This window comes from Pseudoduganella ginsengisoli, from assembly GCF_009720865.1.
Taxonomy (GTDB): domain Bacteria; phylum Pseudomonadota; class Gammaproteobacteria; order Burkholderiales; family Burkholderiaceae_D; genus Rugamonas; species Rugamonas ginsengisoli.
Genome location: NZ_WNLA01000008.1, coordinates 1 through 23,408 on the forward strand (window position 1 = coordinate 1; position 23,408 = coordinate 23,408).

Genomic DNA, 23,408 nt, shown 5'->3' on the forward strand with positions numbered 1-23,408 from the left:
CCGCGTGCGCCGCGCTGCCTTGTGCGGCCTGGCCGGCCAGTTGCGGCTGTGCGCCAGTGGCGGCCGCATCGCCTGCTGCTGCGCCTGCGCCACGGCGGTCGCTTGGTGCACGCAGCGTCACTTGTTCCGGCGCGGCGGCCACAGGAACTGGTGGTTTCGGCAGCACGGCTTGCACTGCCGTGATCAGCAGCTTGAGCATTGGGCGCACGAACAGGAAGAAGGCCAGCAGCGCGCCCACGGCATAGGTCAGCCACAGCGAGTAATCGACCACGGTTTCACGTTCTTGCCACCATGGCTGCGGCGCCGGTTTCGGCGGGAAATTCATGGCCGTCACGACCAGCGTATCGCCCCGTTTTTCATCGATGCCCAGGCCGTTGCGCAGCACTTTATCGATATTGGCCAGTTCCGCGGCGGTCCAGCCGGTTTTAGGGAATGGTGCGGCGGCATGGGCCAGCACGACGGCAATATTTTGTTTTTCCAGCTGGCCGCGCGCATGCTTGGTCTGGATGATGCTGCGGTCATACGCGTATTGGCGCGTGGTGGCGTTCTTGCGGCTCTGGTCGCCGCTGCCTTCGGTATCCTTGCCATCGGCAGTCTTGCTGCCGTCGGTGCCGGCTTTTGCGTCGGCCGGAGGAGGGCGGTTCGACAGCGTGCCCGGCACACCCATGACGAGGCGGTTGCGGTCTTGCTCATCACGCATGGCTTCGCTGGTGACTTTGGGCGCCGTGCCATATTTTTCAACGGTTTCTTCAATGCGATCATTGTTGACGCTGGCCGTCACGCTGATCTTGAAGTTGTCTTCGCCGACGATCGGGCCCAGCAAGCCTTTGATGTTGGTGCGGATATCTTCCTGCGCGCGCTTGCCGTGTTCATTGGCGGCGGAGCCGGCGTCAAAGCCTTCATCCATGTCCACGTGCGACGACAGCAGGTTGCCGGTCTGGTCGACCAGGCTGACGCGGGCAGGGCTCAGGCTGGCCACGCTGCCTGCCACCATGTTGACGATGGCGGCAATGGTTTCGTTCGACAGCTTGCGGCCCGGCTTGGTGGAAATCACGACCGAGGCGGACGACTTGTCGCCATCGCTGGACACAAACGACGTGGACTTGGCAATCGACAAATGCACGCGCGCCGTGGCGATGGAATCCAGCGTCATGATGGACTGCGCCAGTTCGCCTTCGAGGCCGCGGCGGAAGCGCACGTCCTGCACGAATTGCGACACGCCCAGCGGATCATTCTTGTCCATCAATTCCAGGCCGGCCGGCAATTGCGCCGTCACGCCTTTGGCGGCCAGCAGCATGCGCACCTTGCCCAGCATGGACGACGGCACCATGACCTGGCCGCTGTCCGGATGGACGCGGTAAGAAATATGTTCGGATTCCAGCACGCTCATCATGTCGGACGCGACGACTTTTTCGCGCGCGCCAAACACGGGCTTGTAGCTGGACTGGTCTTGCCACATCACCATCATGATCAGCGCCGTGATGCCGATCGCCAGGGTCAGGATGGGAGTCAGGTTCTTGGTCAGCGCCGGCGACAGGAGCGGCGCACTGCCGTCGCCTGGCCGCAAGCGCGCAAGGGCGGACTTGATGGGATTGGTCACTGTAATCTTCCGGAGAAGGAGGGGTTAAAACGCAAAGTGGTGCACTGCATTACAGAGGCAGCTTGATCAGTTCATCCATGGCGCCCATGACTTTGTTGCGTACTTGCATCAGCATGGAAAACGACAGGTTGGCTTCCTGGCTGGCCAGCATGGCGCCGACCAGGTCATCGCTCTTGCCGGCATCCACGTCGGCCATCTTTTGCGCCGCCATGGCGTCGTCGTTGTTGACTTTGTTCAGGGCTTCGCGCATGGAGGTCGCGAACGAGAAGTTGCCGCCTTGATGGCCGGACTGGCCTGGCTGGCCGGGCATATTGCCGAACTGGGCGGCAGGGGCGATTGTGGCGTTCGACAGGTCGGCAGCCGCATTGGTCAGGGAAGCCAGATCCGACTGGATCAGGCTGGCAAATTCGTTAGCCATATTGCACCTCCATAAGTTGCTTGCTAGGTTGCTTACTTAATTGCAACGTTGCTCATACATGGCTACCATAGCCCCATGTCGGCTGGTATTCCGACAAACGCCTTCACCTTTTCGATGCGTGGCGGACTCGAAGAATCATACATGCTGGAAATTAGTCTGGTGTAGTCCATTGTGCGGAAACAACAGAAAAGGTGGATTCGTGTCCCCTCAAAGAGACAGAATTTCCTTTTTAATCATGCACTAAGCGCATTTTTATGATTTTTTATTGCTTTGCAGCAATTGCGCGATGGTGCGATGATCGTGCTATGAATAAGCTTACCTGCTAGCAATATTTCTGTAAAGACTTGATGCCTTTAGGATCGAAAATTGATCCATGGCAATGGGCAAGAATTTCATGTAAGCTTCGCTCGCCCTGCCTTTTTTAAGCTAGGATATGGCATATGGCTTAGCGCCATGAGAGTGTACCGACCGCGTACCGATTCCAACATTGACACGAACCTCGAATGAACCTCGTGAAAAAAAACGCGCAGCATCAGGTACTGGATCCATGCTTGCTGGGGCGCCCTGTACACCGTTTGCCGGCGTTCGCGGCGCAGCTCAAGGAAGACCTGGCGCAATCGATGCGCCTGAACATGAACCGCCGCTATTGGGGCTCGTTCCAGGTCGATAGCGTGGTGTTTTCGCGTCTGGACGGCACCGAGCCGCGCGCCCGCTGGCTCAACTTTGCCGCGCCCTCCGGCAACATTGCGTTCTCGCTGGAGCGCAAAGTGTTGTTGGCTGTCCTCAATTTCCGCTATGGCCGCGCCAAGAGCGATGGTTCGCTGGACGACAGCACCGTGAAGGTCACGGCCACGGAAGACCGCCTGGCCGTGGTGCTGGGACAACAGTTGGCCGGTACGCTGGCTGGCCGTATTGAAGCGAATTTGCCCCGCCCTGAAAAAACGGAAGGCATGCCGGACCAAGGCAAGGCGCAAGATTTCCACGCCGAACCTGGCGCGCAGCCGCCCAAAGGCACGTGGGTCATTACCGTCACCGTGTCGGACCACGACACGGGCGGCAAAGCGCCGCTGGTGGGCACGTTCTCGTTTGCGCTGGATAAGCAATTGATGACGTCCGTGCTGCATGGCCTGTCGCCCGAACGCGACAATGCACGCCGCACGCCGCAGGGGCAGGCGCCGCTGGCGACGCGCCTGCAAGTGCATTTGAAAGGCATCCTGGTCACCAAGGAAGTGATGCTGGGTAACTTGTTTGACATGCAAATCGGCGACGTGATCCCGATCAGCATGCACCGCGCCGACGTCCTGCTCGACGATTCGCGCTTGTTCACAGCGGCTGTGTCTGAGCACAAGGGCAAAATCTGTTTAACCTCTTTTGAAGACGTCGAATAAACATGATGAACGTAAATCCGAACAGCGGCAGTGACGCGTTGCTGGAAGATATTTCCGAAGAAATGATCATCGACCAGGGTGGCAATGACATGGGGGACGGCATGGTGCCGGCCCGTGCCGGCGCACCCCGGCGCGACTTGCCGCAAATGATGCGCAAGATTCCCGTCACCTTGACGCTGGAAGTGGGCTCGGCCCGCATCTCGTTGCAGGAATTGATGTCGATCGGCCCGGAAAGCGTGGTCGAGCTGGACATGCTGGCCGGCGAGCCGCTGACCATCAAGGTCAACGGCACGGCCATCGGCCGCGCGGAAGTCGTGGTGGCAGGTGAAAACTATGGCCTGAAGGTCATCGACCTGGATGGTCTCAACCTCGACATGATGCAGCCTTGAAGACGGCAGCTTTGCTGAGGCGGCCGTTCCTGCAACGCCGGGGGCGGTTGCTGGGTGCGGCTGCGCTGCTTGCCGGCATCGGCCTGGCCATGCCTGCCCAGGCGGTCGACTTGCTGGCCAATGTGGTACCGGGTGCGAAGACTGAACTGACGGTCAAGACCCAGATTCTCATCATTATGACCCTGCTGGGCTTGCTGCCCATGCTGGTCATGATGATGACGAGCTTTACCCGTTTCGTGATTGTGCTGGCGCTGCTGCGCCAGGCGCTGGGACTCCAGCAGGGCTTGCCGAACCGCGTCGTCACCGGCGTGGCGCTGATCCTCACGCTGCTGGTCATGCGTCCCATTGGCGACGATGTGTGGCGCAATGCCTTCGTTCCTTACGATCAGGAAAAGATTGGCCTGGAACAGGCGCTGCAAATTGCTGAAAAGCCGATTTCCCGCTTCATGCTGGCCCAGACCAGCAAGGCCGCGCTCAAGCAGATTGCCCACCTGGCCGGCGATGAAAAAGTCACCAATCCATCCGATCACGCCTTTACCGTCAAGCTGGCCGCCTTTGTGCTGTCGGAGTTGAAAACAGCGTTCCAGATCGGCTGCCTGCTGTTCATTCCCTTCCTCATCATCGACCTTGTCGTGTCGTCGGTGCTGATGGCCATGGGTATGATGATGCTGTCGCCGCTGGTGATTTCGCTGCCGTTTAAATTGCTGCTGTTCGTGCTGGTTGACGGCTGGACACTGACCGTCAATACACTGGTCACCAGTATCCAGGCTTATTAGGGGATGCCATGCTGACGCCCGATCTCGCTGTCGACCTCATTGCCGAGTCGCTGCACATCGTCATGGTGCTGGTGCTGGTACTGGTGGTGCCAGGGCTCGTCACGGGCCTGGTGGTGGCGCTGATCCAGGCTGCCACGCAAATCAATGAACAAACGTTGAGCTTCCTGCCGCGCCTGATCGTCACGCTGCTGGCGCTGATTATGGCGGGACGCTGGATGGCCGGCTACCTGATGGATTATTGCGTGTCCATCTTCACCCGCGCCGCCACACTGGTGGGATAGGCACGATGGAATCCATCATGCTCCAGCTGTTGCCCCTGCTTAATGCCTGGTGGTGGCCGTTCGTGCGCGTCATGGCCATGATGGCGTCCGCGCCGGTGCTGGGCGAAGCCATGGTGCCGGTGACAGTGCGCGTGCTGGCCAGCCTGGTGCTGTCGATTTTAATGCTGCCGCTGACGACCAGTGCGGCGCCCATCGACCCGATATCCCTCCATGGCGTCGCCGCCACCATCGAGCAAGCCGTCATTGGCGGCGTGCTGGGGCTGGCGTTCCACTTTGCCACGTCGGTCATGATGGTGCTGGGCTACGTGGTGTCGAGCCAGATTGGTTTTTCCATGGCGGTCATGAACGACCCGATCAATGGCCAGTCGTCGGACGTGGTGTCGGCCTTGCTGACCATGCTGACCATCGTGATTTTCTTTGCCGTCGATGGCCACCTGGTAATTGCCGGCGTGATCGGCGCCAGCTTTAAAGCGTGGCCGCTGGGCGGCGGCTACCACCCGCTGCTGTTGCAGACGGTGGCATGGAATGTCGCGTGGGTGTTTGCCGCCGCCATGCTGCTGGCCGTGCCCATCGTGTTTGCCACCATCGTCGTGCAGATCGGCTTTGGTTTCCTGAACCGGGTGGCGCCAACGTTGAATTTGTTTTCACTGGGCTTTTCCGTGGTGACGGTGTTCGGGCTGTTCATGCTGGCACAAGTGGTGCGCTTTATTCCCGGCCACTACATCCGGATTTCAGGCCAGGTGCTGGACATGATCGAAACGCAAATGCGGGTGGCCCATGGCTGACGACAGCACTGGCGACAAGTCAGAGAAGGCGTCAGCGCAGAAGCTGAAAAAGGCGCGGGAAGAGGGCCAGGTTGTCCGTTCGCGCGACCTGGCGACCGCGCTCGGCATTCTCGTGACGCTGAAGCTGTTCATCTTCCTGATGCCGGCCTATATGGATGAGATGCGGGAATTGTTCCATCAGGCGTTCAGCAATTATGAATCGGAAGGCTCAATGCTGAACACGCTGTCGATTATTTTCTCGACCGCCACGTGGCTGCTGGTCAAGATGATCTTGCCGCTGTTCGTCGTGCCGTTGGCGATTATTCTCGGCAGCATGATCCCGGGCGGCTGGGTGTTCAGCGGCAAGCACTGGCAACCCAAGCTTGAGCGGTTCTCACCGGTCAGCAACCTGGGCCGCCTGTTCACCGGCAAGCATGCGTTTGAATTCGGCCTGTCGCTGGCCAAGTCCACCGTGCTGTGCTGGGTGCTGGTGCACATTGCCACGTCGACCATGAAGGATTACACGCGCTTGCAGGCGCTGCCGTTCAACGAAGCCTTGCTGACGGGATCGTCGCTGATGCTCGATGGCTTGATGTCGATGATTTCCGTGTTTGTGATCTTCGCCATCATCGACGTGCCGGCGCAGGCGTTCTTCTATGCGCAAAACCAGCGGATGTCGAAGCAGGACTTGAAGGAAGAATTCAAGGGCAATGAAGGCCGGCCCGAGGTGAAACAGCGGATCCGCCAGCTGCAGCGCGCGATGGCGCAGCGCGCCGCGCGCAAGACCGTGCCGCAAGCCGATGTCGTCGTCACCAACCCGGAACACTATGCCGTCGCGCTGCGCTACGATGAAACGCGCGCGGAAGCGCCATTTGTGCTGGCCAAGGGGGTTGATGAAATGGCGCTGGTGATCCGCCAGATCGCCATCGAGCACAACATTGAAGTGATGCCGCTGCCGCCGCTGGCGCGCGCCATCTACAATACCAGCCAGGTCAACCAGCAAATTCCTGTCCAGCTATATGCGGCCGTGTCGCAAGTGCTGAACTACGTGCTGGCCCTGAAGTCATTCCGGTCCGGGCAGCGCGGCAATGAGCCGCTGTTCCCGACTGAACTACAAGTACCTGAAAGTATGAGCGAGGCAAGAACCTGATGAATTTCCTGAACCGAATCGTCGCCGAACTGCGACGCCACAAGTTCGCGACCCCACTGTTTGTGCTGGCGATCCTCGGCATGATTATTCTGCCGTTGCCGCCTGCATTGCTGGACATCCTGTTCACCTTCAATATCGTGCTGGCGCTGATCGTCATCCTCGTCAGCGTGACGGCCAAGCGGCCGCTGGACTTTTCTGTCTTCCCGACAGTGATCCTGGCCACGACCTTGATGCGGCTGACCTTGAACGTGGCGTCGACCCGCGTCGTGCTGCTGCGCGGCCACGAAGGCACGGCGGCTGCCGGCCACGTGATTGAAGCGTTTGGTAACGTCGTCATTGGCGGCAATTACGTGGTCGGCCTGGTGGTGTTCGTGATCTTGATGATCATTAACTTCATCGTGGTGACCAAGGGCGCCGAGCGTATTTCCGAAGTGTCGGCCCGCTTCACCCTGGATGCCTTGCCCGGCAAGCAAATGGCCATCGATGCCGACCTCAATGCCGGCCTGATCAATCAGGAAAAAGCGCAAGAGCGCCGCAAGGATGTGGCGATGGAAGCGGACTTCTATGGCGCGATGGACGGTGCGTCGAAGTTCGTGCGCGGCGACGCCGTGGCGTCGATCCTGATCCTGATCATCAACATGGTGGGCGGCGTCGCGATTGGTTCGCTGATGCACAACATGTCGTTTGGCGATGCGTTCCGCCAGTACGCACTGCTGACCATTGGTGATGGCCTGGTGGCGCAAATCCCTGCGCTGCTGCTGTCGGCGGCGTCCGCAATTCTCGTGACGCGTATCAGCGATGCCGGTGACTTTGAAGAAACTGTCGGCCAGCAAGTACTGTCGTCGCCAAGCGTGATTGGCAGCGCGGCCGGGCTGATGGTGATCCTGGCCGTGGTGCCGGGCATGCCGTGGCTGGTGTTCCTGACGTTTGCTGGCGTGCTGGGCTTTGTTGCATACAGGCTGAGCCAGCGGGTGGTTGCGCCTGACAACACGGCCATGAAGGCCATTGAAGCGGCGCTGAAGGAAGAAAAAACGCCGGAGCTGGAATGGCAGTCGCTGCCGGCCGTGCAGCCGCTGCAAGTGACGGTGGGCTACAAGCTGGTCGGCCTGATCGACAAGAACCATGGCGAACCGCTGACCAAGCGCATCCGCGGCGTGCGGCAATCGATTTCCGAACAAATGGGCATGGTGCTGCCGCAAATTGTCGTGCGCGATGACCTGGGTTTGAAGCCATCGCAATATGCGGTGCTGTTGTCGGGCGCCGTGGTGGCGCAGGCGGAAGTGTTTCCAGACCGGCTGATGGCGATCCCGTCGCCCACCGTGTACGGCAAGATTGATGGCATTCCCGGCGTGGAGCCGGCGTACGGCATGCCGGTCACGTGGATTGAAATGGGAGAAAAAGCCAACGCGCTGGGCCTCGGCTACCAGGTGGTGGAAGCGGCATCGGCGATTGCCACGCACTTGTCGAAATTGACGCGCGAATATTTGCCGGAATTGTTCCGCCACGAAGACGTGCCGGCCATTATCGAACGCTTGACGGCGCTGTCGCCCAAGCTGGCGGCCCAGCTGGAAAAAGCGCTGACGCATACGCAGCTGCTGCGCGTATTCCGCGTACTGTTGACGGAAAACGTGTCGCTGAAAGATATCGTGCCGATTGCCACGACGCTATTGGACTCGTCGGAAACCACCAAGGACCCGATATTGCTGGCAGCCGAAGTACGCTGCGCGCTGCGGCGGCAGATCGTGTCCGGCCTGTTCGGTCAAAAGTCGGAAATGCTGGCGTTTAACCTGGGCGGCGAACTGGAAAATATGCTGCTCGGTTCGCTGAACCAGGCCCGCCAGGGCGGTAAAGTCGTGCTGGACAACTACCCGATCGACCCGCATTTGCTGGCGCAGCTGCAAGTGAACATGCCGGTGGCGCGCGAGCAGATGAAACAGCAAGCCACACCGCCGCTGCTGCTGGTGCTGCCGCAAATCCGGCCGTTGCTGGCCCGCTATGCGCGCCTGTTTGCGCCGGGCTTGCACGTGCTGTCGTATAACGAAGTGCCGGAAAACCGGGAAGTGTCGATTATCGGCACCGTAGGCTAAGTATCAGCCATTTCGTATGGGATCTGTGCAACCCATCAACGAAAAACAATAACGCCTATAGTGTGCACGCGGCGGCTTCGTCCAATAGCCGCTCCTAGAATGTCACAGTTGCCACAATAACTATGACATGCGTGCACCATGAGCCTCCCATCTTTCCACTCCCGCCTGGCGGTTTGCGCGATTGCGCTGGCCGCTATCCTGACCGCCTGCGGTGGCGGTGAACCTGACCGTTCCGTGGGCAGCCTGAAGCTGCTGGGGGAGCAGCGCATTCCGCTGAAAATGGCATTTAAAGGGTCCGTGGTGGGCGGCTTGTCCGGTATTGATTACGACCCGAATAGCGGTAACTGGGTGTTGATCAGCGATGACCGCTCGGAACTGAGCCCGGCGCGTTTTTATACGGCCAGGCTGAATTTCGGCCTCGAAGGCTTCAGCAGTGTGGAACTGCGCGACGTCGTATACCTGCGCCAGGCCGATGGCAGCCTGTACCCGTCGCGCGCCCAGTACGCGCTGCGTGGCGGCGAAGTGGCGGATGCGGAATCAGTCCGCTTCGATCCCCGCGATGGCTCGATCTGGTGGAGCAGCGAAGGCGACCGGTCGCTGGGCTTGCAGCCATTTGTGCGCCACACGTCTGCTGATGGCGGCACGCTGCAAAGCTTGCCGACGCCGTATATGTTCAGCATGTCCGCAGCACAAACCCAGGGCGCGCGCATGAACCTCAGCTACGAAGCCATGAGTTTTTCCGCAGACGGCAAATCACTGTGGGTGGCCATGGAAGGCCCGGTGTATGCGGATGGGGCGCCTGCCACGGCCACCAGCGGTGCGCTGTCCCGCATCACCCGCTACGATTTGACGGGGACCATGATGGCGCAATTTGCCTATCCGATCGAGGCGGCGCCGGGGGCGACGCCGTCGTCCGGTGCGGCGGAAAACGGCATCAGTGAAATTCTCGCCATCGACAGCCACCGCATGCTGGTGCTCGAGCGCGCCGCCGTGCAGCCGGCGCCGGGGCAGGCTCTCCAGTTCCATGCGCGGATTTATGAGATCGATACGGATGGCGCCACCGATACCAGCCGGCAGGCGTCGCTGGCGGGGGCGTATTTCAAGCCGGTGCCAAAGCGGCTGGTGCTGGATTTGAATGCGCTGGGGATCAAAGTCGATTGCATCGAGGGGATGGCGTGGGGGCCGCGCCTGGCCAATGGGCACCTGTCGATTGTGCTGGTGTCCGACGATAATTTCGATGCGTTCGGGGCGGGTCAGGTCACGCAATTGCTGGCATTTGAAGTATTGCCGAAGTAGCCAGGCAAATCCTCACGCAGATTCGGAAAACAAATCTTTGGGTTGCTGGGGCTGCGACAGCAGCACCGCCACTTCCGCCATGGATTTGAACACGGATTGCGTCAGCATGGCGGTCTGTACCCTGGTCGGGTTGTTGTATTCTTCGCGTACGGGCGCCAGTTCGCGCATCAGGTGGCAGCGCACCAGCGTCAAGCCGTTGCGGGAAATAATTGCCGCCAGTTGCGGCAGCATTTCCCGCATATATTCCATTGCAGCATTCTGGTTGGCGCCGATTTCCAGCACGATGCCGTCGCCGGCCGGTTCCATCTGGACCAGCACCTTGCCGATATCCGGCAACGTCAGTTCCAGCCGGATGGCAATCCGGGCCCGTTTGCGGCGCGGCTCATCCGGCAAGCCGGGATCGCGCGATACGACGCGCAGCACGAGTTTTTCCGCGCCCCACGCATACACGGCAAAGCGCCATGATTCCAGTTCGGACACCAGCTGCGGCGTGGCGCGGCCATCGCGCACGGCATTTTGCGCCTGGTCCGTCATAAAGATGCCGGAAGGCAGCCTGCGGCCATTGGCCTGGTCCATCAGTGCGGCGCGCTGGTCGCCATAGGTGCGTACCATCACGGCCCATGATTGCGCCATGGTATTGGCGTCCGGCTGTTGCCACACCAGCTGGCGCGACATTTGCAATTGATCGGGGCGCAGCGCGGCAGGGTCCGCCATATTGGCCGCTTGCGCATGCAGTACGTTGGCTAAGGTATTGAGTCCCGCGTGAGACAGCATGGCGTCCGGCGCATCGACGACAGCGCCCACTGCCGCAGGTAACCCTGGGGGCAGGGAAAAGCTTGCCTCTTCGCCCGGCACGGTATTGACCGGCGGGATCACCTGGACTTGGCCAGGTTGCTCGCGGACAATTCGTTCCGGCACCGTCAGCGTCGCTGCGGGAGGAGTCAGTCGGTCTATTGCCATAACCCGATTTTACGAGTTGTAAAAAAAGAAGCCAACCGTATTCCCGGTTGGCTCCTGTTGTCCGGGGCGGCAAGCCGTCCGGAGTATCACCACTACAACAATAATAGCTATTATTGCAGCAGGGACAGAACCAGCGAGGACTGGCTGTTGCTTTGTTTCAGCATTGCAGTGCCGGCTTGCAGCAGCATCTGGCTCGACATCATCGAAGCCGATTCCGTTGCGAAGTCCACGTCCATGATGCGGCCGGAAGCGTTCTTCGTGTTGGTCGACATGTTCGACAAGTTGTTGTACACGTGGTCCAGGCGGTTGGCTGCTGCACCCAGCGACGAACGGACGTTCGACACGGATTCGATAGCAGTCGACAGCGTGGTGATCATGTCGTTTGCCGCGTTGGCGGTAGCGATGCCGGTACCGGTGCCGGCGCCTACGGTGCCGTCGGATGCGAACACGTGGCCGCCGTTGGTGCTGGTCAGGTTGGTGTGCATGGTTTGCAGCAGGGTGGAGATGTCCACGCCCATCTGCTCGGATTCAGCGGAACCGATCTGGAAGTTGATCGCCACGTTGAATTTCGAGTCGGCTTTCGAGCTCAGCAGCGTGGTGCCGCCGAACGACGTGTTCGACACGATGTTGGTCAGCTCGTCGGTCAGGGCATCGTATTCCGACTGCATTGCGTTGCGGTCGACGTCGGTTGCAGAACCGTCAGCAGACTGGGTCGCCAAGTCTTTCATGCGAACCAGAATCGAGGTGGTCTCGTCCAGGGCGCCGTCGGCGGTCTGGATCATCGAGATCGAGTTTTGGGTATTGCGCATGGCCATGCCCATACCACTCGTTTGCGCTTGCAGACGGGTTGCGATCTGCAGACCGGCCGCGTCATCCATCGCCGAGTTGATGCGGTAGCCGGTGCTCAGGCGGGTCATCGACGTCGACAAGTGGCTCTGCGTTCGAGTGATAGAGTTTTGCGCGGACAGCGCTGCGTTGTTGGTATGAAGGCTCAGCATGAAAAACTCCTGGTGTATGTGGGGTCAAATCAGAGCAGCGTTGCAAAACATCTGCGCTCTCAGAAGTACTAGACGACCGTTTCGGTACGCACATTAAGTGCTCGAGAGAAATTTTCGAAGTTTTTTTTGATTTTTTGGCGTTTAGGGACTTCACCCCCATCCACACCTCGTTTTTGCACCTGTTTATGATGCCATAAAACAAAACAGCGCAGTCCGAAGGCTGCGCTGTGTTGCTATTCGTTTACATGAACAAAATCTGCTTGATCACATATTTGGATAGTTCGGACCGCCGCCGCCTTCCGGTGTCACCCAGACAATATTCTGCGTCGGATCTTTGATATCGCACGTTTTGCAGTGCACGCAGTTTTGCGCATTGATTTGCAGGCGGTCTTTGCCTTCATCCGTCTTGACGAATTCATACACGCCGGCAGGGCAGTAGCGCGATTCCGGACCGGCAAACTTGGCCAGGTTGACGTCCACCGGGATGTTGGCGTTTTTCAGCGTCAGGTGGATCGGCTGGTCTTCCGCGTGGTTGGTATTGGAAATAAATACCGACGACAGGCGGTCGAACGTCAGCTTGCCGTCCGGCTTCGGATACACGATAGGCTGGTAATTCGACGCCGGTTTCAGGCATTCGTGGTCCGCATGCGAGTGGTGCAGGGTCCACGGCGCCTTGCCGCGGAAGATCAGCTGGTCGATACCGGTCATGATGGCGCCCAGGTACAGGCCGCGGCTCAGCCACTGCTTGACGTTACGGGCAACGTACAGTTCTTCATGCAGCCACGATTGTTCGAATTTCACCGGGAACGACACCAGTTCATCGTTGGCGCGGTTGTCCAGCAGCGCTTCGACTGCCGCTTCGGCTGCCAGCATGCCGGACTTGATGGCCGCGTGCGAACCTTTGATGCGGCTCATGTTCAGGAAGCCGGCGTCGCAGCCGATCAGCGCGCCGCCCGGGAAAGTCAGCTTCGGCAGCGACTGGAGGCCGCCGGCGGTAATCGCACGGGCGCCATACGAAATACGCTTGCCGCCTTCCAGGAACGTGCGGATGGCAGGGTGGGTCTTGTAGCGCTGGAATTCCTCGTACGGCGACAGGTACGGGTTTTCATAGTTCAGGCCAACGATGTAGCCGATGACCACCTGGTTGTTTTCCAGGTGGTACAGGAACGAACCGCCGTAGGTTTTGCTGTCCAGCGGCCAGCCGGCCGTGTGGATCACCAGGCCCGGCTGGTGCTTGGCCGGGTCGATTTCCCACAGTTCTTTAATACCGATACCGTATGCCTGCGGGTCTTTACCTTCGTCCAGTTTATATTTGGCGATGACTTGCTTGCCCAGGTGGCCGCGTGCGCCTTCCGCGAACAGCGTGTATTTGCCGTGCAATTCCATGCCCAGCTGGAAGTCAGGACCGGGTTCACCGTCGCGCTTGACGCCCATGTTGCCGGTCGCAACGCCCTTGACGGAACCGTCATCGTTGTACAGCACTTCGGCTGCCGCGAAGCCCGGGAAGATTTCCACGCCCAGCGCTTCGGCTTGCTGGCCCAGCCAGCGCACCACATTACCCAGCGAAATCACATAATTGCCGTGATTTTGGAAGCATTCCGGCAACAGCATGTCGGGCGCCTTGTAGGCTTTGGTTTCCGTCAGCAGCAGGAAACGGTCTTCCGTCACCGGCGTGTTCAGCGGTGCGCCTTTTTCTTTCCAGTCCGGGATCAGCTCGGTGAGGGCTTTGGGATCCATGACGGCGCCCGACAAGGTATGGGCGCCCAGCTCGCCGCCTTTTTCCAGCACGACGACGGAAATTTCCTGGTTCCTGGCTGCAGCCAGCTGTTTAATCTTGATGGCCGCGGACAAGCCCGCTGGGCCACCGCCGACGATCACGACGTCATATTCCATCGCATCGCGCGGGCCGTACTGTTCTACGAGGTTGTTAGGCTGTGTCATAGTTCTTATGGTAATGGTGTTTTGAAAGCTTTTAAAAATAATAGCACGAACGTGCGGAAACGTTTCGGCAACTTGGGCGCCATTTTGCGGGACAATCCTAGACGCTGCAATCTAATACTGGTTTTTTAGTTATCATTAGCAGCAGACCAGGGAGCGCGGCAAGACGATGCGCGGCTGGCGAAGCCAATTACAAGACAGGAGTAGCGCCGTGGGCATCGAAGTTAATTTTGAGGGAAAGGTCGCGCTGATAACGGGGGCTTCCAGTGGCCTCGGGGCGCGGTTTGCCAAAGTGCTGGCGCAGGCGGGAGCCCAGGTGGTGCTGGCTTCGCGCCGGATCGACCGCTTAAAAGAATTACGTGCGGAAATCGAGGCGGAGGGCGGCGCCGCCCACGTGGTGTCGCTGGACGTGACGGACTATGCCAGCATCAAATCCGCGATTGCCCATGCTGAAACAGAAGCGGGCCAGATCGATATCCTCGTCAATAATTCGGGTGTGTCTACAACGCAACGTTTAGTGGACGTGACGCCAGAAGATTATGCCTTTGTCATGGATACCAACTTGCGCGGCGCTTTCTTTGTCGCGCAGGAAACCGCCAAACGCATGATTGCCCGCGCCAAGGGAGATCCCAAAAAACAGCACCGCATCATCAATATCGCGTCCGTCGCGGGCTTGCGCGTGCTGCCGCAAATCGGCGTTTATTGCATGAGCAAGGCAGGTGTCGTGCAAATGACGAAGGCCATGGCGGTGGAGTGGGGTAAATATGGCATCAACGTCAATGCCATTTGCCCGGGCTACATTTCCACGGAAATCAATGAAGATTATTTCGCCAGCGAGCAGGGCCGCAAGCTGATTGAAATGCTGCCCCGCAAACGGCCGGGCAAGCCGGAAGACCTCGACGGCCTGCTGTTGCTGCTGGCCGGCGATGAGGCGCACTTCATCAATGGCGCCGTGATTTCCGCCGATGACGGCATGACGGCGATGTAACTAAAGCAACCCCGAAGAACCGTCGCGAGCGGCACAGCGGGCATCGCAGGCCGGCAGGGCAACGCGCAGCAGGTTGTTCGGGGTTACAGGTGCACGCCGACCAGTTTGTGCACGAGTTCCGATGACGTCGCAGCACTAAACTTCTTCATCAGCCGTGCGCGGTGCATTTCCACCGTGCGCGGACTCAAATTCACGTCCCGTGCAATCACCTTGCTGGTCTTGCCTTCCACCAGCAGTGCGGCAATTTCCCGTTCGCGCGCCGTCAGTTCGGCTGTCACCGGCCGCTTTTCACTGACATCTTCAAACGTCCAGATGCCGCGTCCCAGCGGCTGGTTGGCATTGAGCGCATGGCCCGTCACATGGCACCAGAACAGTTCACCGCTGGCGCGCAGCATGATGCGCTCATCCGAATAGCGGCCCTTGGCATTCATGATGGGGATGATGCGGTCGCCCGTGCGCTTGAATTCATCTTGCGTGGGATACAGCATGGAAAACGATTTGCCCGCCAGTTCCATGCGGTGATAGCCGAACATCGTGGCCAGCGCGGCGTTCGCCGACAGGATCACGCGGTTGTCCGAGATGCACATGCCGACCGGCGCTTCCATGAAGATGGTCTCGTAATCGATATCGTGCAAGGCGGTGTCCATGGCTAAGCGTAATTCTACGGTATTGTACTTTTGGAGGCCGTATTCTATTCTGGTATGCCACTTGAGCAACAGTGCAAGCTTATCAAAACACAAGGGACACCACCTATGAATAAAGTTTATCCTGATGCCGCTGCCGCCCTGGCCGGCATCATCCAGGACGGCCAGACGATTGCCGTCGGCGGTTTTGGCCTGTGCGGTATTCCTGAAGCCCTGATCGCCGCGCTGCGCGACACGGGCGCCAAAGGCTTGACGGCGATTTCCAATAACGCCGGCGTCGATGGTTTCGGCCTGGGCCAGTTGCTGGAAACCCGCCAGATCAAAAAAATGATTTCGTCGTACGTGGGTGAAAACAAGGAATTCGCACGCCAATACCTGGCCGGTGAACTGGAGCTGGAATTCACGCCGCAAGGCACGCTGGCGGAAAAACTGCGCGCCGGCGGCGCCGGCATCCCGGCCTTCTTCACGAAAACCGGCGTCGGCACCATCGTTGCCGAGGGCAAGGAAATCCGTGAATTCGATGGCGAGCAATATGTGATGGAACGTTCGCTGGTGGCCGACGTGTCGCTGGTGAAAGCGTGGAAGGCCGACAAGGCCGGCAACCTGCTGTACCGCAAGACTGCGCGCAACTTCAATCCGAATGTGGCCGCTGCGGGCAAGATCACGGTCGTGGAAGTCGAAGAGCTGGTGGAAGTGGGCGAGATCGATCCGGATGCCGTGCACACGCCGGGGATTTTCGTGCATCGCATCGTGGTGAACGCGACGCCGGAAAAACGTATCGAACAGCGCACCATTCGTGCCAACTGACGCCAACCAAGGAGACAAACATGGCATGGACTCGTGACCAAATGGCTGCACGCGCAGCGAAAGAATTGCAGGACGGTTTTTATGTGAACCTGGGCATCGGCTTGCCGACGCTGGTGGCCAACTATGTGCCGTCCGATATCGAAGTGTTCCTGCAGTCGGAAAACGGTTTGCTGGGCATTGGCCCGTTCCCGACCGATGACCAGGTCGATGCGGACTTGATCAATGCGGGCAAGCAGACCGTGACGGCGCTGCCGGGCGCCGCGTACTTCAGCTCGGCTGATTCGTTCGGCATGATCCGCGGCGGCAAGATCAACCTGGCCATCCTGGGCGCCATGCAAGTGTCGGAAAAAGGCGACCTGGCCAACTGGATGATTCCAGGCAAGATGGTCAAAGGCATGGGTGGCGCCATGGACCTGGTGGCCGGCGTCAAGAAAGTCGTGGTGCTGATGGAACACGTGGCGACGGCCAAGGACGGCACCACGTCCCATAAACTGTTGAAGCAGTGCGACTTGCCGCTCACCGGCGTGGGCGTGGTGGACCTGGTGATTACCGACCTGGGCGTGATGGAAGTGACGCCATCGGGCTTGAAAGTCACGGAACTGGCGCCTGGCGTGACGCGTGAACAAATCGCTGCCGCCACCGGCGTCGAGCTGGACTTCTCCGCACTGTAATTTTCCCCGCAAGACCAGGCGGCGCGGCATCTTTGCCGCGCCGTTTTTTCTCCGCGCTGGCAAAAAAAAACGGCACGCCGTAGCGTGCCGTCAAGAATTACAAGGATAGTATGCAGGCGGCTACTTCATGCTGCCTTTGCTGCCGGCGCCGTGCCTGCCGCGTCGTCAGCCAGGGACGGGTTGGCCAATTCAGCCTGCATGGTTGCGACATCCAGCTCTTTTTCCCACTTCGACACCACCACCGTCGCCACGCCGTTGCCGACGAAGTTGGTCAGGGCGCGGCATTCGCTCATGAAGCGGTCGATACCGAGGATCAGCGCCATGCCGGCCACTGGAATCGTCGGCACCACAGCCAGGGTTGCCGCCAGGGTGATGAAGCCGGCGCCGGTAATGCCGGAGGCGCCTTTGGAAGTCAGCATGGCCACGCCCAGGATCGTCAATTCCTGCGCCAGGGTCAGTTCCGTGTTGGTGGCCTGGGCAACGAACAGGGCGGCCATCGTCATGTAAATGTTGGTGCCGTCCAGGTTGAACGAGTAGCCGGTTGGCACCACCAGACCGACGACGGATTTCGAGCAGCCCAGTTTTTCCAGTTTGCGCATCAGCGAAGGCAGGGCGCTCTCCGACGAGCTGGTGCCCAGCACGATCAGCAATTCTTCCTTGATGTACGAAATGAAGCGGACAATCGAGAAGCCCGTCATCTTGGCAATCACGCCCAGCACGACGAATACAAACAGGAAGCAAGTCAGGTAGAACGAACCCATCAGGGCTGCCAGCGGCTTCAGCGACGCGATACCGTATTTGCCGATGGTGAAGGCCATGGCGCCGAACGCACCGATCGGCGCTGCCTTCATGACGATATTGACCATGCCGAAGATCACGTGGGCAATGTCATCAATGAATTTCGTGACGGGTTTGCCGCGCTCGCCCATCAGCGACAGGGCAAAGCCAAACAGGATGGCAATCAGCAGCACTTGCAGGATATCGCCTTTGGCAAACGCATCAACGAAGGTGTTCGGGATGATATTCATCACGAAGTCCACCGTGGTCTGTGCTTTGGCTTTTTCCGTATATTGCGCGATGGCTTTGGTGTCAAGCGTATGCGGATCGGCATTGAAGCCGTCGCCTGGACGCAACACGTTGGCGACAATCAGGCCGATCACCAGCGCGATGGTGGACACGACTTCGAAGTACAGCAGTGCTTTACCGCCGACGCGGCCGATTTTCTTGACGTCCTGCATACCGGCAATACCGGCAACCACGGTGCAGAAAATCACGGGTGCAATGATCATTTTGATCAGCTTGATGAAGCCATCGCCCAGCGGTTTCATGGCGACAGCGTCAGTCGGCATGTACATGCCCATCAGCACGCCCGCCGCGATGGCGAACAGCACCTGTACGTACAGGATTTTGTAAAACGGTTTTTTAGCAGCCATGATCGTCTCCCCCCATTTGTCTTTGATGAGAGCGATCTTGCGCTAATGCGGTCAGGCCAGCTATTGTGGAATTCCCGCATGCGGTTAGTACTTAGTGCGCATGGCGGCATCAGCGCTGCCGCCATGCAGGGAAGCGCTTACTGGGCGACCCAGCCGCCGTCCATATTCCACGCCACACCGCGCACTTGCTTGGCCGCATCCGTGCACAGGAAAACAGCCAGCGCGCCCAGTTCTTCCGGCGTGACGAATTCGCCAGATGGCTGCTTATCGGCCAACAAGGCTTTTTTCGCTTCTTCGTTGGTCAAGCCTTCCTTCAAGGCACGCGTATCGACTTGCTTTTGCACCAGCGGCGTCAGCACGAAGCCCGGGCAAATCGCATTGCACGTGACGCCGGTTTGCGCGGTTTCCAGCGCCGTCACCTTGGTCAGGCCGACCAGGCCGTGTTTGGCTGCCACGTACGCGGACTTGCCGGCCGAACCCACGAGGCCGTGCGCGGACGCCAGGTTGATGATGCGGCCCCAGTTTTTCTTGCGCATGTAGGGCAGGGCCAGGCGCGACGTGTGGAACGCCGACGTCAGGTTAATGGCGATAATCGAGTCCCATTTTTCGACCGGAAAATCTTCCACATTGGCCACGTGCTGGATGCCGGCGTTATTGACGAGGATATCGATGCCGCCAAAGCGGTCGGCGGCAAACGCGAACAGTGCTTCGATTTCCGGTGATTTCGCCATGTCGGCATTGTGGTACGCCGTTTGCACGCCAAATTCCCTGGCGGTGGCGTGTTGCAGCTGGGCGATTTCATTGGTATCGCCGAAGCCGTTGAAGATGATGTTGGCGCCTTCCGCAGCCAGCGAACGGGCCATGCCCAGTCCGATGCCGGACGTCGAGCCGGTTACCAGTGCGGTCTTGCCTTTGAGGAAAGAAGTCATGTATATCCTTAAGTTGTCTATAGGGAAAGGCCTGAGCTACACTGGTTTAGGATTTTACGTGTAACCCTGTAAAATGTCGCATTGAAAAAAAGGAATGGGCATGCTTGAAGCGAAAATAAAGTCTGTGCAATGCATCTCCCCGAGCGGCTTGCACCAGATGGCCTACAAAGAGTGGGGCGATCCGGATAATCCGCAGGTGCTGGTGTGCGTGCACGGCGTGACCCGCGTATCGGACGATTTCGACAACCTGGCGCGCGCGCTGGCGGACCGGTACCGCGTCGTGTGCCCGGACGTCGTGGGCCGTGGCCGTTCCGGCCGTTTGCTCAATCCTCAGCTGTACCGCTTGCCGCAGTACGTTGCCGACATGGTGACGTTGATTGCCGCCGTGACCGGGTACACTTCGGGCCATACGGGCCGCAAGGATGTGCACTGGTTCGGCACGTCGATGGGCGGCTTGATCGGCATGGGGCTGGCCTCGCTGCCGGATTCACCCATCAGCCGCCTGGTGCTCAACGATATCGGCCCGACGCTCGATGGCGCGGCGCTGCAGCGCATTGGCGATTACATTGGCCAGGACGTGCGTTTCCCTACCTTTGACATGGCTGCGAAATTCGTGCGCGATATTTCGCTGACCTTCGGCCCGCATACGGATGAAGAATGGCACAAACTGGCGGCCGACGTGCTGGTGCAGGACGCCGACGGCCAGTGGACGCGCCACTATGACCTGGGCCTGGCGCAGCCATTCCGTTCCACGACGGTAGAAACCGCGGAAGCGGACCAGGCAGCCTTGTGGGCTGCGTATGACGCGATCCGCTGTCCTACATTGCTGGTGCGGGGCGCCCAATCCGACTTGCTGTCGCGCGCGACAGCGGAAAACATGACGCAGCGGGGGCCAAAAGCCACGCTGGTGGAGATACCGGACGTCGGTCATGCTCCGACCTTCCTGCATGACGACCAGATCGCCATCGCACGGAATTTTTTACTTAACTCATAAAACGAAAGAACTGAAATAATGGAAATCAAACGACTGCACGTAGGCAAGCGCCTGTCCGAAGCCGCTATTCACAATGGCACCGTGTACCTGGCCGGCCAAGTTGCAGCTGGTAACCCAGACGCCGACATCACGGGCCAGACCCGCGAAGTGCTGGAAAGCATCGACAAACTGCTGGCTGAAGCCGGCAGCGACAAGTCGCGCATCCTGATGACCCAGATCTACATCACCGACCTGGCCCTGTTCCCTGCGCTGAACGCCGTGTGGGAAGAGTGGGTCGTGCCAGGCGCAACGCCGCCACGCGCGACCGTGCAAGCCAAGCTGGCCGATCCTAAGTGGCTGGTTGAAATGGTGGTCACTGCCGCCCAGGCGTAATCCTGGCGTAGGGAGGGTGGACGGCGCTGGCGCTTGCGGCGCCGCCGCCCTGCAGCGAACGGCCCGGCCATGTGAGCGTCACTTCCCGGCCGCAGCAATACAGTAAGCAAGAGGTTTCATGGTTTCTATCGCAGCGCTGAACAGCGCAACGTCGGACCAGCTGGTACAAGGCTTGTCGTCCGACGAAGGAGCGCGCGTGCTGGCGGCGCTTGATCAGGCCAGCGAATTGTATGGCGACAAAGTGTGCGCCAGTGGCCAGCCTGCGGTGGATTTCGCCGTCGGCGTGGCCAGCACGCTGGCTTTCCTGAATACGGACGCGGATTCCCGCATTGCCGGCATGATGTTCGAGCTGACGCTGCTGGAGCCCGCGATGGCGCCCCGCATCGAAACCATGTATGGCGAACACGTGGCGGAGCTGGTCAACAGCGTGCGCCAATTGCTGCGCATGCGCGAACTCACGCAAAACCAGCCGTCCGGCGGCCTGGGCCGTGGCAAGAACGCGTCGCAGCAAGCCGTTGCGCAAGTGGAAACGCTGCGCAAGATGTTGCTGGCCATGGCCACCGACATGCGCGTGGTGCTGGTGCGCCTCGCGTCGTGCCTGACGTCGCTGCGCTACTTTGCCGACATCAAGCGTTTTGACGACGTCACGCGCGCGTATGGGCGCGAAACCCTCGATTATTACGCGCCGCTGGCCAACCGCCTCGGCATCTGGCAATTGAAGTGGGAACTGGAAGATTTATCGTTCCGTTTCATTGAGCCGGAAACGTATAAACGCATTGCCAAGATGCTGGAAGAAAAGCGCATGCTGCGCGAAACGTTCGTGTCCGCATCGATTGAGCGCTTGCAAAAAGAATTGGCCGCCGCCGGGATTGCCGCGGAAGTGTTCGGGCGTCCGAAACACATCTACTCGATCTGGAGCAAGATGCGCGGCAAGGAACTGGATTTCACGGAACTGTACGACGTGCGCGCATTCCGCGTGATCGTGTCGGATATCAAGACGTGCTATACCGTGCTCGGCGTGGTCCATAACATCTGGACGCCGATCCCCAAGGAATTTGACGATTACATTTCCCGTCCGAAGCAAAACGGCTACCGCTCGCTGCATACCGTCGTGACGGCCGATGACGGCCGCCCGCTGGAAGTGCAAATCCGCACGCAGGAAATGCACCAGTTTGCCGAATATGGCGTGGCCGCGCACTGGCGCTACAAGGAAGCGGGCGGCTCGAATTTCCAGGGCCAGAAATACGATGAAAAAATCGCGTGGCTGCGCCAGTTGCTGGCGTGGAAATCCGATGTGGCGGAACACGTGGTGGAAAAAGAAGAAGTCCAGCGCGAGTGGGTGGAAAAGCTGAAATCCGCGTCGCTGGACGACCGCATTTATGTGCTGACGCCACAGGCGCGCGTGCTGGAATTGCCGGTCGGCGCCACGCCGATTGACTTCGCGTACCACTTGCACAGCGACGTCGGCCACCGCTGCCGTGGCGCCAAAGTCGATGGCGTCATGGTGCCGTTAAATACCCAGCTGAAGACCGGGCAGACGGTGGAAATCATCACCGCCAAAGGCGCGCCCGGCTCGGCTGGGCCATCGCGCGACTGGCTCAGTCCAGGCTATACGGCCAGCAACCGTACCCGCTCCAAGGTGCGGGCATGGTTCCATGCGATCGACATGCAGGAAACGTTGTCGCACGGCCGCGCGCTGGTGGAAAAGAGTTTGCAGCGCGAGGGTAAAACCGCTGTCAACCTGGAAGCGCTGGCTGCCAAGCTGGGCTTTTCCAAGGTCGATGAATTGTTCTTATCGGTCGGCAAGGAAGAATTCAGCCTGCGCCATGTGGAACAAGCGCTGCACGACACGGTCGAGCCTACCGGTCCCGTCGATGAAGTATTGATTGGCAAGAGCCGGGCGTCGAGCGTGGAGCAGGGCGCCAAGTCGGGTGTGCTGGTGGTCGGCACCGACGGCTTGATGACGCAGCTGGCCAAATGCTGCAAACCGGCGCCGCCGGACCCCATCATTGGGTTTGTCACGCGCGGCAAGGGCGTGTCGATCCACCGCGCCAGTTGCAAAAACTTTGCGGAAATGCGCGCCAAGGCGCCGGAGCGGGTGATCGTCACGGAATGGGGGCGCGGCGTGTCCGACACGGTGTACCCGGTCGGCATTTTCGTGCTGGCAGGCGACCGCCAGGGTTTGTTGCGCGATATCTCCGAAGTGTTTTCGCGTGAAAAGCTGAATGTGATCGGCGTCAATACGCAAAGCGCGAAAGGGCAGGCGCGCATGACGTTTACGGCGGAAATCAATTCCACCGCGCACCTGCAAAAGGCGCTGGCCGCGATAGCCGAAGTGCCGGGCGTGCTGGAAGCGCGCCGCGGCTGACGCACTGGCCGGGATGGGCCGGGATTGATCAGTATTCGGTCCCGGCCTGTGGCGGTTTATTTTTTCTTGCCTTTCGCTGCGCAATATGGTGGCAGGCACGGCAAGCCGTGCTTGGCCAGCATGGCTTCCAGTGCGGATTGCTGGTTCAGTGGTTTGA

The 23,408-nt window shown here is 59.6% G+C and carries 22 protein-coding genes; 14 read left to right on the forward strand and 8 right to left on the reverse strand.

Annotation, left to right across the window (positions count from 1 at the left end):
* Window positions 1–1,600 (reverse strand): flagellar basal-body MS-ring/collar protein FliF (gene fliF, locus GM668_RS13590; RefSeq protein ID WP_371868697.1); only part of this gene is annotated, 1,600 nt, incomplete at its 3' end.
* Between the two features lie 49 nt (window positions 1,601–1,649).
* Window positions 1,650–2,018 carry a flagellar hook-basal body complex protein FliE gene (fliE, locus tag GM668_RS13595; protein ID WP_155439513.1) on the reverse strand — a complete coding sequence of 123 codons (369 nt, stop codon included), beginning with the start codon at window positions 2,016–2,018 and terminating at the stop codon, window positions 1,650–1,652.
* A gap of 503 nt (window positions 2,019–2,521) precedes the next feature.
* Between fliE and GM668_RS13600 the strand changes: the two genes are divergently transcribed.
* From GM668_RS13600 to GM668_RS13635, 8 genes are all read left to right on the forward strand, one after another.
* A complete protein-coding gene (locus GM668_RS13600) occupies window positions 2,522–3,406 on the forward strand; it encodes a flagellar motor switch protein FliM (RefSeq protein ID WP_155439514.1) in 885 nt (294 codons plus the stop codon).
* 62 nt (window positions 3,407–3,468) lie between these two features.
* A complete protein-coding gene (gene fliN / locus GM668_RS13605; RefSeq protein ID WP_371868704.1) occupies window positions 3,469–3,795 on the forward strand; it encodes a flagellar motor switch protein FliN in 327 nt (108 codons plus the stop codon).
* Window positions 3,792–4,571 carry a flagellar type III secretion system pore protein FliP gene (gene fliP / locus GM668_RS13610; protein WP_371868698.1) on the forward strand — a complete coding sequence of 260 codons (780 nt, stop codon included), beginning with the start codon at window positions 3,792–3,794 and terminating at the stop codon, window positions 4,569–4,571. Before fliN ends, fliP begins: the two co-directional genes overlap by 4 nt.
* Before the next feature lie 8 nt (window positions 4,572–4,579).
* Window positions 4,580–4,852 (forward strand): flagellar biosynthesis protein FliQ, encoded by a 273-nt coding sequence (gene fliQ, locus GM668_RS13615; protein ID WP_155439516.1) that lies wholly within the window; start codon window positions 4,580–4,582, stop codon window positions 4,850–4,852.
* A 5-nt stretch (window positions 4,853–4,857) separates the two neighbouring features.
* Complete coding sequence (locus tag GM668_RS13620) at window positions 4,858–5,637, forward strand: flagellar biosynthetic protein FliR (protein ID WP_155439517.1); 780 nt, start codon at window positions 4,858–4,860, stop codon at window positions 5,635–5,637.
* Entirely contained in the window at window positions 5,630–6,766 is a 1,137-nt protein-coding gene (flhB, locus tag GM668_RS13625) for a flagellar type III secretion system protein FlhB (protein ID WP_155439518.1), read from the forward strand. Before GM668_RS13620 ends, flhB begins: the two co-directional genes overlap by 8 nt.
* Entirely contained in the window at window positions 6,766–8,853 is a 2,088-nt protein-coding gene (locus GM668_RS13630; protein WP_155439519.1) for a flagellar biosynthesis protein FlhA, read from the forward strand. Before flhB ends, GM668_RS13630 begins: the two co-directional genes overlap by 1 nt.
* Window positions 8,854–8,991: 138 nt before the next feature.
* Complete coding sequence (locus tag GM668_RS13635; protein WP_155439520.1) at window positions 8,992–10,149, forward strand: esterase-like activity of phytase family protein; 1,158 nt, start codon at window positions 8,992–8,994, stop codon at window positions 10,147–10,149.
* Between the two features lie 12 nt (window positions 10,150–10,161).
* Here the strand turns inward: GM668_RS13635 and fliK are convergent, their stop codons facing one another.
* The 3 genes from fliK to GM668_RS13650 form a co-directional block, all read right to left on the reverse strand.
* Window positions 10,162–11,109 (reverse strand): flagellar hook-length control protein FliK, encoded by a 948-nt coding sequence (fliK, locus tag GM668_RS13640; protein WP_155439521.1) that lies wholly within the window; start codon window positions 11,107–11,109, stop codon window positions 10,162–10,164.
* Between the two features lie 110 nt (window positions 11,110–11,219).
* The gene (locus GM668_RS13645; protein ID WP_155439522.1) at window positions 11,220–12,107 is read right to left on the reverse strand and encodes a flagellin N-terminal helical domain-containing protein; all 888 of its coding nucleotides are present in this window, start codon (window positions 12,105–12,107) and stop codon (window positions 11,220–11,222) included.
* 264 nt (window positions 12,108–12,371) lie between these two features.
* Entirely contained in the window at window positions 12,372–14,048 is a 1,677-nt protein-coding gene (locus GM668_RS13650) for an electron transfer flavoprotein-ubiquinone oxidoreductase (protein WP_211923394.1), read from the reverse strand.
* A 166-nt stretch (window positions 14,049–14,214) separates the two neighbouring features.
* Between GM668_RS13650 and GM668_RS13655 the strand changes: the two genes are divergently transcribed.
* Window positions 14,215–15,033 carry an SDR family oxidoreductase gene (locus GM668_RS13655; protein ID WP_155439523.1) on the forward strand — a complete coding sequence of 273 codons (819 nt, stop codon included), beginning with the start codon at window positions 14,215–14,217 and terminating at the stop codon, window positions 15,031–15,033.
* Window positions 15,034–15,116: 83 nt separating this feature from the next.
* Here GM668_RS13655 and GM668_RS13660 read toward each other — a convergent pair whose 3' ends face one another.
* The gene (locus tag GM668_RS13660; protein ID WP_155439524.1) at window positions 15,117–15,680 is read right to left on the reverse strand and encodes a LuxR C-terminal-related transcriptional regulator; all 564 of its coding nucleotides are present in this window, start codon (window positions 15,678–15,680) and stop codon (window positions 15,117–15,119) included.
* 105 nt (window positions 15,681–15,785) lie between these two features.
* Between GM668_RS13660 and GM668_RS13665 the strand changes: the two genes are divergently transcribed.
* The gene (locus GM668_RS13665; RefSeq protein WP_155439525.1) at window positions 15,786–16,484 is read left to right on the forward strand and encodes a CoA transferase subunit A; all 699 of its coding nucleotides are present in this window, start codon (window positions 15,786–15,788) and stop codon (window positions 16,482–16,484) included.
* 20 nt (window positions 16,485–16,504) lie between these two features.
* Window positions 16,505–17,155, forward strand: coding sequence for a CoA transferase subunit B (locus tag GM668_RS13670; RefSeq protein WP_155439526.1), 651 nt, complete (start codon window positions 16,505–16,507; stop codon window positions 17,153–17,155).
* A 125-nt stretch (window positions 17,156–17,280) separates the two neighbouring features.
* Here the strand turns inward: GM668_RS13670 and GM668_RS13675 are convergent, their stop codons facing one another.
* Together GM668_RS13675 and GM668_RS13680 are read right to left on the reverse strand one after the other, a co-directional pair.
* Window positions 17,281–18,588: a dicarboxylate/amino acid:cation symporter gene (locus GM668_RS13675; RefSeq protein WP_155439527.1), complete on the reverse strand. Its 1,308-nt coding sequence runs from the start codon at window positions 18,586–18,588 to the stop codon at window positions 17,281–17,283.
* Window positions 18,589–18,725: 137 nt separating this feature from the next.
* Entirely contained in the window at window positions 18,726–19,517 is a 792-nt protein-coding gene (locus GM668_RS13680; protein WP_155439528.1) for a 3-hydroxybutyrate dehydrogenase, read from the reverse strand.
* A gap of 100 nt (window positions 19,518–19,617) precedes the next feature.
* Here GM668_RS13680 and GM668_RS13685 point away from each other — a divergent pair, with 100 nt between their 5' ends.
* The 3 genes from GM668_RS13685 to GM668_RS13695 all read left to right on the forward strand — a co-directional run bounded on the left by GM668_RS13685 (window position 19,618) and on the right by GM668_RS13695 (window position 23,251).
* Complete coding sequence (locus tag GM668_RS13685) at window positions 19,618–20,511, forward strand: alpha/beta fold hydrolase (protein WP_155439529.1); 894 nt, start codon at window positions 19,618–19,620, stop codon at window positions 20,509–20,511.
* A gap of 18 nt (window positions 20,512–20,529) precedes the next feature.
* Window positions 20,530–20,883, forward strand: a complete 354-nt coding sequence (locus GM668_RS13690; RefSeq protein WP_155439530.1) for a RidA family protein — start codon at window positions 20,530–20,532, stop codon at window positions 20,881–20,883.
* Between the two features lie 118 nt (window positions 20,884–21,001).
* Window positions 21,002–23,251 carry a RelA/SpoT family protein gene (locus tag GM668_RS13695; protein WP_155439531.1) on the forward strand — a complete coding sequence of 750 codons (2,250 nt, stop codon included), beginning with the start codon at window positions 21,002–21,004 and terminating at the stop codon, window positions 23,249–23,251.
* Window positions 23,252–23,408: the final 157 nt, after the last annotated feature.

What these genes read in the sequence shown, in the direction of transcription:
- fliE (WP_155439513.1), bottom strand. Translation starts at nt 2,018, where the DNA reads ATGGCTAACGAATTTGCCAGCCTGATCCAGTCGGATCTGGCTTCCCTG.
- GM668_RS13600 (WP_155439514.1), top strand. Translation starts at nt 2,522, where the DNA reads ATGAACCTCGTGAAAAAAAACGCGCAGCATCAGGTACTGGATCCATGC.
- fliN (WP_371868704.1), top strand. Translation starts at nt 3,469, where the DNA reads ATGATCATCGACCAGGGTGGCAATGACATGGGGGACGGCATGGTGCCG.
- fliQ (WP_155439516.1), top strand. Translation starts at nt 4,580, where the DNA reads ATGCTGACGCCCGATCTCGCTGTCGACCTCATTGCCGAGTCGCTGCAC.
- GM668_RS13620 (WP_155439517.1), top strand. Translation starts at nt 4,858, where the DNA reads ATGGAATCCATCATGCTCCAGCTGTTGCCCCTGCTTAATGCCTGGTGG.
- flhB (WP_155439518.1), top strand. Translation starts at nt 5,630, where the DNA reads ATGGCTGACGACAGCACTGGCGACAAGTCAGAGAAGGCGTCAGCGCAG.
- GM668_RS13630 (WP_155439519.1), top strand. Translation starts at nt 6,766, where the DNA reads ATGAATTTCCTGAACCGAATCGTCGCCGAACTGCGACGCCACAAGTTC.
- GM668_RS13635 (WP_155439520.1), top strand. Translation starts at nt 8,992, where the DNA reads ATGAGCCTCCCATCTTTCCACTCCCGCCTGGCGGTTTGCGCGATTGCG.
- fliK (WP_155439521.1), bottom strand. Translation starts at nt 11,109, where the DNA reads ATGGCAATAGACCGACTGACTCCTCCCGCAGCGACGCTGACGGTGCCG.
- GM668_RS13645 (WP_155439522.1), bottom strand. Translation starts at nt 12,107, where the DNA reads ATGCTGAGCCTTCATACCAACAACGCAGCGCTGTCCGCGCAAAACTCT.
- GM668_RS13650 (WP_211923394.1), bottom strand. Translation starts at nt 14,048, where the DNA reads ATGACACAGCCTAACAACCTCGTAGAACAGTACGGCCCGCGCGATGCG.
- GM668_RS13655 (WP_155439523.1), top strand. Translation starts at nt 14,215, where the DNA reads ATGCGCGGCTGGCGAAGCCAATTACAAGACAGGAGTAGCGCCGTGGGC.
- GM668_RS13660 (WP_155439524.1), bottom strand. Translation starts at nt 15,680, where the DNA reads ATGGACACCGCCTTGCACGATATCGATTACGAGACCATCTTCATGGAA.
- GM668_RS13665 (WP_155439525.1), top strand. Translation starts at nt 15,786, where the DNA reads ATGAATAAAGTTTATCCTGATGCCGCTGCCGCCCTGGCCGGCATCATC.
- GM668_RS13670 (WP_155439526.1), top strand. Translation starts at nt 16,505, where the DNA reads ATGGCATGGACTCGTGACCAAATGGCTGCACGCGCAGCGAAAGAATTG.
- GM668_RS13675 (WP_155439527.1), bottom strand. Translation starts at nt 18,588, where the DNA reads ATGGCTGCTAAAAAACCGTTTTACAAAATCCTGTACGTACAGGTGCTG.
- GM668_RS13680 (WP_155439528.1), bottom strand. Translation starts at nt 19,517, where the DNA reads ATGACTTCTTTCCTCAAAGGCAAGACCGCACTGGTAACCGGCTCGACG.
- GM668_RS13685 (WP_155439529.1), top strand. Translation starts at nt 19,618, where the DNA reads ATGCTTGAAGCGAAAATAAAGTCTGTGCAATGCATCTCCCCGAGCGGC.
- GM668_RS13690 (WP_155439530.1), top strand. Translation starts at nt 20,530, where the DNA reads ATGGAAATCAAACGACTGCACGTAGGCAAGCGCCTGTCCGAAGCCGCT.
- GM668_RS13695 (WP_155439531.1), top strand. Translation starts at nt 21,002, where the DNA reads ATGGTTTCTATCGCAGCGCTGAACAGCGCAACGTCGGACCAGCTGGTA.